Annotated in this window: 8 protein-coding genes; 2 read left to right on the plus strand and 6 right to left on the minus strand. The window is 27.6% G+C overall.

What is annotated here, in order from left to right; genetic code table 11:
• The first annotated feature begins 107 nt into the window (after positions 1 to 107).
• Positions 108 to 887, plus strand: a complete 780-nt coding sequence (locus tag BR82_RS0108790) for a LytR/AlgR family response regulator transcription factor (RefSeq protein WP_027089888.1) — start codon at positions 108 to 110, stop codon at positions 885 to 887.
• A 4-nt stretch (positions 888 to 891) separates the two neighbouring features.
• Positions 892 to 2,223, plus strand: a complete 1,332-nt coding sequence (locus BR82_RS0108795) for an O-antigen ligase family protein (RefSeq protein WP_027089889.1) — start codon at positions 892 to 894, stop codon at positions 2,221 to 2,223.
• A gap of 83 nt (positions 2,224 to 2,306) precedes the next feature.
• Here BR82_RS0108795 and BR82_RS0108800 read toward each other — a convergent pair whose 3' ends face one another.
• The 6 genes from BR82_RS0108800 to BR82_RS0108825 all read right to left on the minus strand — a co-directional run bounded on the left by BR82_RS0108800 (position 2,307) and on the right by BR82_RS0108825 (position 10,229).
• Positions 2,307 to 3,104 carry an ABC transporter permease subunit gene (locus BR82_RS0108800; protein ID WP_027089890.1) on the minus strand — a complete coding sequence of 266 codons (798 nt, stop codon included), beginning with the start codon at positions 3,102 to 3,104 and terminating at the stop codon, positions 2,307 to 2,309.
• Positions 3,097 to 3,984, minus strand: a complete 888-nt coding sequence (locus BR82_RS0108805; protein WP_027089891.1) for an ABC transporter ATP-binding protein — start codon at positions 3,982 to 3,984, stop codon at positions 3,097 to 3,099. The genes BR82_RS0108800 and BR82_RS0108805 overlap by 8 nt, the downstream gene beginning before the upstream one ends.
• Positions 3,985 to 4,069: 85 nt before the next feature.
• Complete coding sequence (locus tag BR82_RS0108810) at positions 4,070 to 5,728, minus strand: ABC transporter ATP-binding protein (RefSeq protein WP_240474533.1); 1,659 nt, start codon at positions 5,726 to 5,728, stop codon at positions 4,070 to 4,072.
• Positions 5,729 to 5,780: 52 nt separating this feature from the next.
• A complete protein-coding gene (locus BR82_RS0108815) occupies positions 5,781 to 6,044 on the minus strand; it encodes a PqqD family protein (RefSeq protein ID WP_027089893.1) in 264 nt (87 codons plus the stop codon).
• A 7-nt stretch (positions 6,045 to 6,051) separates the two neighbouring features.
• The gene (locus BR82_RS15530) at positions 6,052 to 7,257 is read right to left on the minus strand and encodes a nucleotidyltransferase domain-containing protein (protein ID WP_051592800.1); all 1,206 of its coding nucleotides are present in this window, start codon (positions 7,255 to 7,257) and stop codon (positions 6,052 to 6,054) included.
• A gap of 572 nt (positions 7,258 to 7,829) precedes the next feature.
• Positions 7,830 to 10,229, minus strand: coding sequence for a discoidin domain-containing protein (locus tag BR82_RS0108825; RefSeq protein ID WP_084300788.1), 2,400 nt, complete (start codon positions 10,227 to 10,229; stop codon positions 7,830 to 7,832).
• Positions 10,230 to 10,387: the final 158 nt, after the last annotated feature.

Raw genomic sequence — 10,387 nt, forward strand, 5'->3', positions numbered from 1 at the left:
TTTACAAAAAAATTACTACTAATTTTCTTAACATTAATTTTATAGAAAATTTACATTAGATATGATAAACTATCTATACATATAGTTATAGAGGGGAGATCTATATTATGTATAAAATTGTTCTATATAGTGACGAAAGTAATCTACTTGAACCTATTGTTGAAGTTTTTAAAGAATATTTACCTAAATTATCAGAATCTCATTTTAAAATTCTTAAATTCTATTCATCGTTAGAATTAAATGAATTTAATGAACAGGAAAATATTGCTGATATTTATTTTCTTAATATATCAAATAAAAATATTGAAAACAGTTTATCTATAGGTAAAAGAATTCGTCAACTTAATCCATATGCATTTATAATTTACATTACTAATATAAATACATATCAAAAAGATTATTTAAAAATTCTACCATTTGCAATTTTACCAAAACCATTTTCTAAAAAACAGCTTTTTGCACTACTTTCAACTATTTTCAAATTATTGAAAAATGCTGAGCTAAGCCTATTAGAAATTAAAACCAAAAAAGGTACTGTCACTATTGACCGTCGTCTAATAACATTTGTAGAATATAAAAATCATTATCTCTTTATTCATACCAAAAATGGCTCCATTATTAAAAGTACTACTATTCGAACTTCTTTTAAAAAATGGATGGAGCCCTTATTAAAATATGATTCCTTTGTCTCACCGCATAAATCATATTTAATTAATATGGATTACGTTCAAAAAATCATGAACGACCACACTTTTGTTATGCAAAGACAAGAAATCATTCCTATTTCTAACCAATCTTTTAAACAAATTAAAGCAAAATATCTTAACTACATAAAAAATAATTATGCTATCAATAATCCTGAAATGATTACTAATCATTCATATTAAATAAATGTTAGAATTTATTTTATCTCGAAAATATTTTAAATTAGCATTTATTTTATATGTTTTTATCAATACGTTAGCTTTAGGATATTTAGGAATTGAAAATAATATTTTAGCTGTAATAATCATTATGTGGGCATCAATAATTCTTATCAATGATTTAATTCATCATGAAATAAGTATAAATAAGAATAAAATACTTATTTATACTTATGGTATGATTTTGTTTTTAGCAACTATTTGTAATCAAAAATATAGTGATTTTAAATCCTATTTAATTGCAATCATGCAATTAATAGTTTTTACCCTTATTTTTAGTAATAAAAAAAGTATGACTAAAACAATGATCAAAGAAGAACTACAAACAATTATCCCATTTACCAATTTCATAGTTGGAATTGCCAGCGGTATCTCTTTGATCATGTATTTATTTAATTTTTATAATACTAAAAACGGTTGGGTGATCGGGGTTTCTGGGGAACGTTTATTTGGTGTTTATTTTAATTGTAATCCGGCTGCTTTTTTAGCATGTATTACGATTTTATTAGCTATTTATGCAATTACTAACAATTATAAACATAAAAAAATTTATTATCTTAATATCATTATTCAATTTATTTATATTATTCTGACTAAATGTCGCAGTGCTTTGATCATTTTAGCAATAATTTTAACTGCCTTGATATATTACTTTTTTATTAAAAAGAAAAATTATCAAAAAATCAAAAAAGCAATTGTTTTATGCAGTACTTGTATTTTAATTGTTTTTAGCAGCTTATTGATTGATAAAGGTATTTCAATAATCTTTAATAATTCAAATGAATTACAAGAAGAAAATCGTTTTCAATTAGAAAAAATATATGAAGCTACGATTTCTTTATTAAAAGGTGATACATCTAAAACAATTGAACTGCTTGATCAAGTTAGTAGCGGTCGTTTAGAATTATTAAATACTTCATTTGAAGTTTGGAAAATTAGTCCCGTTGTTGGTATTGGTGCTAATAATTTTAGAAAAATGGGGCTGGCAGAAACTAATGGTACGACGATTCAAGGAATTCAAGTCGTTCATAGTCATAATGAATTTATTGAATCTTTAGTAACAACAGGTGTTATTGGGTTTTTATTGTTTGTTATTTTCTTTATTTCCTGTTTTAAAAAACTTAGTAATTTATTAAAAACTTATCATGATAAAAAAGAGTATTTTAATTTATTACTATTTTGTTTAATTATTATTAGTGAAGTCATTGGCGGTATGTTTGATTACGGTGTCTTTTATGTCTATTCTCTTTCTACTGTTATTGCCTGGAACTTTTTAGGCTATTGCTGTTTAAAAGACTAAAAACGAGTAACTAAATAAATTTGGCGTTTTTTAAAGCACTCAAGTTTCCTGGGGTGCTTTTTTATATAAAAATCTTACAGCTTTTATAACGATAAATCTTTATACTTAAATCCTTGAAGCGCAGTGATAAAAAAAATAATTGCTAAAGCTCCAAGAATTCCTATATTTAAAAATGCTACAACATCATAATCAACGATTTGATTTGGCGTAAATAAACTTAGTGGCGTAAAATATTTTAAAAAACTTATATCATCACTAACTTGTGATAACATTTGAACCAAAAAGAATATCAAACCTAATCCTGCTCCCATACCAATAGAATATTTTATCTCATTAAATAAACAAGCAAACATGAAACATAAAGCGGCTAAAAAGAACTCTAGAAATAACAAACCGATATTTAATATTATAAATTTAGAAATATCTAGTTCACCTTTAAACATAAAATGACTACAAAATATTATTAAGAGGGCAGCATACAAAACCAATATTAATACCCCAAATAAAAGAACACTAGCCTGAGTCATAATTATCTCTTTACGGCTATAATTTGTATTCAATAAATAACTCATTGAGCCTTTATCAATATATTTAGCCACTAATTTAAAACACATAATTATTATATAAATAAACGGTATTATCAAAAGAATAAAACCATATAAATAATTGATGATAAAATCCAAAAGTGTCACCCCAGGATTTTGCATTCCAAATAAAGCAAAGTATTCAGGCATACTTTCTGCCAAGGCATTTATACCAGTACCTAATTCAGGATCAAACATCGTAATAATAATACTTGCATATAATGTAATTACAGCTATAAATAAAATCAACAATTTATAATTTGCTCTAATTTCCGCTTTGAATAAAGGCTTACTCATCTTTTTTCCCTCCATAATACTGGATAAATACTTCTTCTAACGTTTGATGGCGAACATTCATATCTTCTATATCATATTTATTTAATTCATTTAATAATTTTTTTATATTCCCTTTCAATAAAAATCTTACAGTACGTTCTATTCTAGTACTGTTAGGATAATTATTTTGAAACAATTTAGCACTGTACTCATTTAAAAAAGTAATCTCATAATATTTACTTCGATCCAATTTAATTTTATTCATATCTTCGTTTGCAACAATACGACCATCTTTTATCATCACAATGCGATCACAAGTATTTTCAATTTCTTCAAAAATATGTGAGGACATTAAAATTGATTTTCCCTTACATTTTTCTTTTTTAATCAATTCAATAAATTTATTTTGCATAAGTGGATCTAAACCGCTTGTAGGCTCATCTAATATCAAAATGGGAGCATCCTGCATAAACGCAATTACTAATCCAACCTTTTGTTTCATTCCTTTAGACATTTTTTTTATTTTAACTTTAGTATCCAGTTCTAAATATTCTATCAATTCTTCAGCATATTTCAAATCCTTTATATTTTTCATTTCCGCCATAAATTTAATAAACTCCAAACCAGACATTTTATCCATAAAAGCGATTTCTCCAGGTAAATAACCAACCTTTTTTTGAACTTTTGAAGCTTCTTTAAAACAATCTAGACCAAGAATTTGACAAGATCCCTGATCTGGTTTTATAAACCCCATTAAATGCCTAATTGCTGTTGTTTTTCCTGCTCCATTAGAACCTAAAAAACCAACAACTTCGCCTTCTTTAACATTAAATGAAACATTAAAAATACCTTTATTATCACCATAATCTTTAGTTAAATCACTTATACTTATCGTATTCATAAATACCCCCTATTATTTTTAACACCACCATTTACTAAACATCGCTATAATTTTTATCATCACAAAAAGAGATAAGATAAACTATTTACCGATAATAAATCTTACCATCTTTAACTTCTATAATTAAATCACAGCAGGCAATAGCAGCACTTCGATGAGAAATACATAATACCGTTTTTTGTTGGAAGTTCTTTAAATTATCTAATAATCTCTTTTCAGTATCTCCATCTAAAGAAGCAGTACATTCGTCAAGTAATAATACTGGTGCTTCACTGATAATTGCTCTAGCTACAGCAATACGCTGTCTCTGTCCTTCAGAAAGACCAATGCCCCTTTCTTTTAATACCGTATTTATTCCTTCTGGTAATTCATCAATTACATCTTTTAAACAAGCTATTTCTATAGCTTGTTCAATTTGTTTATCAGAAGCATTTTGATTTCCAAACAAAATATTTTCTTTGATCGTACCTGATAAAATCATATTACCTTGAGGAACATAAGAAAACATATTTCTTGTCCCAGCATCGATCATAATTTGATCATCATGTGTTTGAATAAACAGCTTTCCATTATTTAATTTAATCAGACCCAATAACAAATGAAATAACGTTGTCTTTCCATTACCAGATTCTCCCGTTATGGCAATAACATTTCCTTTTGGAATGAAAATAGAAACATCTTTTAATACTTCTTTATCATCATAAGAAAAATCACCATGCTCTAAACCAATTCCTTCAAACCGATCATAAAAACATTTTATATTTTCAATTTTATGATTCTTACTTTCATCGTTTAAATTTTCAATTTCCATTAAACGCGCTGCAGAAGCAATCATACTATCATAACGAGGAATCAATCCTGAAACATTACGAAATGGTGCTTTGATCTGATCAATGATCTGTAAAAAAGCTGTTAATGTTCCAAAAGTTAATAAACCTTTAGAAATCTGAATAGCACCCCAGCCCAGTGCTACATAATAGCCAGTTGTCATCATTACATAAATACTAGTACTAGCCAGATTGCTTATTGCATTTTGCTTGACTCTTAGCTGATAATTATAATTTTGTTTTTCTTCTAACTGTTCTTTTATCGCATTTTCATTTACAAATGATTTAATTACAATTACATTTTCAATACATTCCTGCATAAATGAACGCGCTACTCCCTGGGATTGCTGTACTGCTTTATGAAGAAAGCGAAATTTTTTACTATAAAGACGACTACACACAACAGTAATCATACCAATTATTAAAATAATTAACGTAAATTTAGCATCAATCGTAAACAAAACCCAAATCCCCGCAATAATTTTAGTAAATAATGAAAATATCTGTGGGATAAAACCAACAATTCCCCCAGCCACGATTTCAATATCACTGGTAAAACGATTCATTAATTCTCCGGAATGCAAAGTTATGATTTCTTGATATTCTTTATCTAATAATGTTGTCAAAAGATATTCTTTCATACTGTTTTCGATTTTTGCTTGTGAACGTACTCGACAATTATTAGAAATAATATTAGCTACAGCTTGAAAAGCAATAATTCCAAATAAAAATATACATGTATTTATAATAGAACCTGTAGTACTTTTAGTTGCAATATCTAGTATTTTTTTTGATACTACAGCCATTAAAATAAAACTACCAGAAATTGCCATACTAATTATCGTTAATAATCCGACCATCCACAAATACTTTTTACTACATTTATATATCCATTTTATTATTCCATTTTTCTTCATCATTTCTGTCCTTTAACTAATTAATATTTTAGACAGCTGACTTCTGTCATTATTATTCATCAATCAAATTATCTTTTCTTAACTTTTCAATAAATAACGTAATATCTTCTTTAGCCTTTTCTTCACTTATTTCATATTTTTCCAACATTAAAGACAATATCTCATCTTCATTTTTACCAGCTTCTAACTGTTGCCAAATAAAAGCTCCAGTTTGATTAAGCTGGATCATCCCTTGAAATTCATTTTGATTATTAACAGAAACGACCACATAATTATCTGCTAATTTTCTAATTATAAACCCCGGCTTTATCTTCATTATTTTCTCACCTTTCTTGACTCTTTTTATTTAATAAAGTCTCATCTTTATCAAATCCTACTTTTTTTAAAACGTTATCAGTTTCTTCCATGCCTTTTTTATTAAAAGGCTTTTTGATTATTTTCACAAATTCACTCTGTTCAAAAATAAACTTAATAACACCACGATGAATCCAGGCAAACGGTAGTAAAAACGGAAACTTATTTAAATATGTGTACTTAGATTTCATATTTTTTAAACTAGGAAAAACTATTCCATGTAACATTTTGATTCTGTTTTTTATGATCTTGTTAGTTTTATTTCCATCTTTCAATATCTGATTATTTAAACTATTTTGAACAGTTCCATAAGCACCACTATTAATAATACAATTGATTAAATCATCATTTTCGAATTGATAATCATCATCAAAACAATTTATTATTAAAATCTTTATTTCTTTTTCAAATTTCAATAAACCCGCTTTTTCTAAATTCGTCTCAATATAATCACGATTACAACGAACCTCCAACTTATCTTCAAAAATCATAAAATCCAAAAGCATCCTAATTCCGATTCCACCATGGATAAAATGCTTTGCTAGATGTCCAACCATAAAAAGATAATAATCATCAATATTCATCTCATAAGCATATTCACTATTAGCCGTTTTAATACAACGTTGCCAAACTGTATCAAATAATGCATTTAAAACATCATTATCACTGTAACAGCTGCGATGCATCTCAACCGTTAGATGAGGTCTTTTGAAATAAATATCATGATGACCTCCAAGGGCATATATTTGATAATCAATTTCCAATAGTGCCTGCTTTACTAATTCCGTTTTTTCTTCTTTAAATAAAATATCTAAATCTGTCAAAAAGCGCATATCTGGTGAAGGATAATAGTTTTTAAGAACACTGCCTTTTAAAGGTACATTTTCAATTCCGTATTCTTCAAACTTTTTTTGAATCTGCTGCAATTCAAAATGCTGATTAGCCTCTCTAACTATTCCTTTTTGCATGTCCAGCTTAAACATTTTATAAATATCTTCAGGCATCTTTGTCTGTTCATTTGATAAATAACCAATAATATTATTAATCCGATGATACTTGCATAATTTATAAATATAATCCCAATCTAATCCTTCTTCTACTGTTAATGAATAATTATCATTTAACACTGCCTTTAACATTTTAAATATATATTTATGTTCTCTTGTCTTATCCACTATAACCTCCAATTTACACGAAATAAAAGTTATTTAAATCACTAACTTTTAAGATTTACTGTTTTTTGCCTAAACTAATCAAAATCCTGTAAACAACAACCGTGAATCAGCATCGATAATATTGGTAAACTAGATTTAATTTTCTGATATCTTTATGCTAACAAGCATTATAAATTTTTATATTTAATAGATAATATGTGTTGTAATATTTAGAATAAATATTACAACAGCTTATAAGCTGTTGCGTTTTAATTATTTAATTTATCAAATATCTAGTTAAAAACCACTTTTATTCTATCTAATCTAATGATAAATTACAATATTTATCCCTCAAGATTTTACTTATATTTATTTATAAAAATCAATTCATTTAAAATAATACATTTCTTTTCTTATTCAACACAATCTTATGTATAAAACAAAAAATTAAATAATCTGATTATTTTCTATTCGTATTGTAGTTTTGTTTAAAGATGTTATCTTCACATAAAATAGTTTTAATGCCAGTATTTTTTATTCAATAAAAAGCAGGATCATTTTGGATCCTGCTTCTAAAATAAAACTATTACAAATTAATTATTTTGTTCTTTTTTTCTTTTAACCATTACAAGAGCTGCTCCACATAATAATAAGAATAGAACTGAAGTACCTAAATCGATATTATCACCAGTATTAACACCGCTGCTTGGTTTAGTATTTCCACTAGATCCATTATCACCAGGTTGCTGTGGATCAGATAATTTAACCAAACTATCGATTGCATCTTGTAAATCAGCTAACGCTTGATCAATCATTTCTTGAGTTGCTCCCTCATCAAGCATAACTATTTTAGCAGCTTTTAATGCTGTTTCTAATTTATCAGCACTTTCTTTAGTATAGAAAGATAGATCAATTTGATCAGCTTTTTCAATTGCCTCATTTAATGCCGTCTTATCAGTATCTTCTATCTTAACTAAACCGTTTTTAGCTGCTAATAAAGTTTGATATGCGCTATCTAACTCTTCAAATGTTGATTTGCTGTTTGCTAGTACCGTATTAGCTTCTTCTAAAGCAGCTGTTAGTGCTTGGACACTATCATCTGTATAGATTGATAGATCTAAGTTAGTTATTTCATTAATTAAGTTAGTAAGTTGAGCTTTTATTTTGATAAGATTCATTACCTCTTCATCAAATAATCCAATGATATTATTTGATAATTGTTCCATTGCTTTATCAGTTGCTTCTTGATTAACTGTAGTATCTTCTAATACAGTGATTGCAGAAGTTAAAGAAGCTTTAAGCTGTTTAATTGCCTCACTATCAAATTTACTTTCATTAACCGATTGAGCTATTTCAATAACAGCAGATAAAATATTTTTATCTAAAAGATCTATTTTCTTCAAATTTAAAACTGCTTCTTTAATCGTATCAAAATCATTAGTACTAATTGCACTGCTTAAAACTGCAAGTGATTTTGATGTGTATGTACTTTCTAAACTTGTTACTAAATCATTTGCAAATTGTAAAAATACTTCATTTGCATAATCTGTCGTACCATTGTTATCATGTAATTGAATGAATTCAGTAATTAACGTGTTAATATGTTCATTAATAATACTTGTTGACGTTCCAGATTGTAAACTACTTCTTGCTGGATCGACATAATTGATAAAGAAGTTTTCTAACTCTCTAGTTTCAATATTGGCTTGAACATCATTACTTGTTACCTTTTCAATTAGTATTTCTAATACTTCACTGTTAGGTTGTGTTATTCTTTCTAATCCATTTAATGCATTTATTATGTTAATTAAAGCATTATCAGCATCTTCTTGACTTGCATCTATATTATCTAAGACATTTTGCGCTTCACTAATTGTACTTGTTAAAATATTTACAGACTCAGAACTATAAATTGATTTATCTAAAGCTTCAGCGATAAATACAGTATCTTCTAATAATTCAATATCAGCTGGCTGTTTTTCAAGACCAAAGGCACTACGAACATCAAATCCTGATGAAATAACAATCGTATTTTCAGGTTGTAAAGAAACTTCTGTATCTACTTTAGCCTTCATCTTGAATGTTGCAAGTAACATATCACCCTGTAAAGATTCAGACTTTCCAATATTACTAAATGCTACATATACCCCTTTATCATTTCTTAAAGTTCTTGAAGAATTATGCATATCTTTAGTTTCATCACTTGCAATAACTGGATTAGTACTGCTCAATTCATATAATTCAGGATCGATTTCATAACGTAATCCAAATGCATTGATATCTTTTAAGTTATTACCATAAATCGATACTTCTACTTCTTCACCAGCTTTAACTGATTTTTTATCAGTTGTAAAAGTAATTTCACCACCAGCTTTTCTACCAGTAGATTCTAAATTAGCAATTTTTGATGTTACAAACATTAAATCATAAGCATCAATTTCATTATTGTAGTTGATATCACCAGTAACTGCCTGATTAAATGTAGCTAAATCATCATCTTTTCTAACACCCATGTAATTTTCTAAGAATGTTAAATCAGGGTCTCCTAAAGCTCCATCAGTACTTACATCTGCTTCAGAGAATCCTTCTGTACCATCAACTTTATAAACTCTAAATTCATTAGCACTATTATGATGTTTATCATAACTAATAATCCGTACATAACGAGCTATTTCACCATTTAAATCAACAAAGACATTAAATGTTCCCGTTGATGGTCTTACCCAAACACTCTTTTCAACTGTTTTGAAGTTGACACCATCACGACTCACCTGAATTTCATGATCTTTTATTTGTGCCGTACCATCGTTATAATATTCAAATTTATCTAATTTATATGCTTGCTTCAAATCAATTGTAAATGTCTTTGTTCCACTATAAGCAACTGGATCGTTCCAATCAGTATACCATAACGTTGATAAATCTCCATCAACCGCCTGACTAGCATAATAACCGCCAATTTCTGAACTAGCACTGCCTGTAACATTATCAATTACATTTTTATAACGATCTTCAGTTGTAGAAAAACTTTGGTATTCTCCCCATCCACTCGTTCCTTTACTATTGTACTAAAACGCTACGCGTTAGCTCAATTCTTTCTTTATGTTTTCTATATTTTTTTGTTTGCCATCTTTCTTATGATGGCTTTTTT

Source organism: Thomasclavelia saccharogumia DSM 17460, from assembly GCF_000686665.1.
GTDB classification, from domain to species: Bacteria; Bacillota_I; Bacilli_A; order Erysipelotrichales; family Coprobacillaceae; genus Thomasclavelia; species Thomasclavelia saccharogumia.

What these genes read in the sequence shown, in the direction of transcription:
- BR82_RS0108790 (WP_027089888.1), top strand. Translation starts at nt 108, where the DNA reads ATGTATAAAATTGTTCTATATAGTGACGAAAGTAATCTACTTGAACCT.
- BR82_RS0108795 (WP_027089889.1), top strand. Translation starts at nt 892, where the DNA reads ATGTTAGAATTTATTTTATCTCGAAAATATTTTAAATTAGCATTTATT.
- BR82_RS0108800 (WP_027089890.1), bottom strand. Translation starts at nt 3,104, where the DNA reads ATGAGTAAGCCTTTATTCAAAGCGGAAATTAGAGCAAATTATAAATTG.
- BR82_RS0108805 (WP_027089891.1), bottom strand. Translation starts at nt 3,984, where the DNA reads ATGAATACGATAAGTATAAGTGATTTAACTAAAGATTATGGTGATAAT.
- BR82_RS0108810 (WP_240474533.1), bottom strand. Translation starts at nt 5,728, where the DNA reads ATGAAGAAAAATGGAATAATAAAATGGATATATAAATGTAGTAAAAAG.
- BR82_RS0108815 (WP_027089893.1), bottom strand. Translation starts at nt 6,044, where the DNA reads ATGAAGATAAAGCCGGGGTTTATAATTAGAAAATTAGCAGATAATTAT.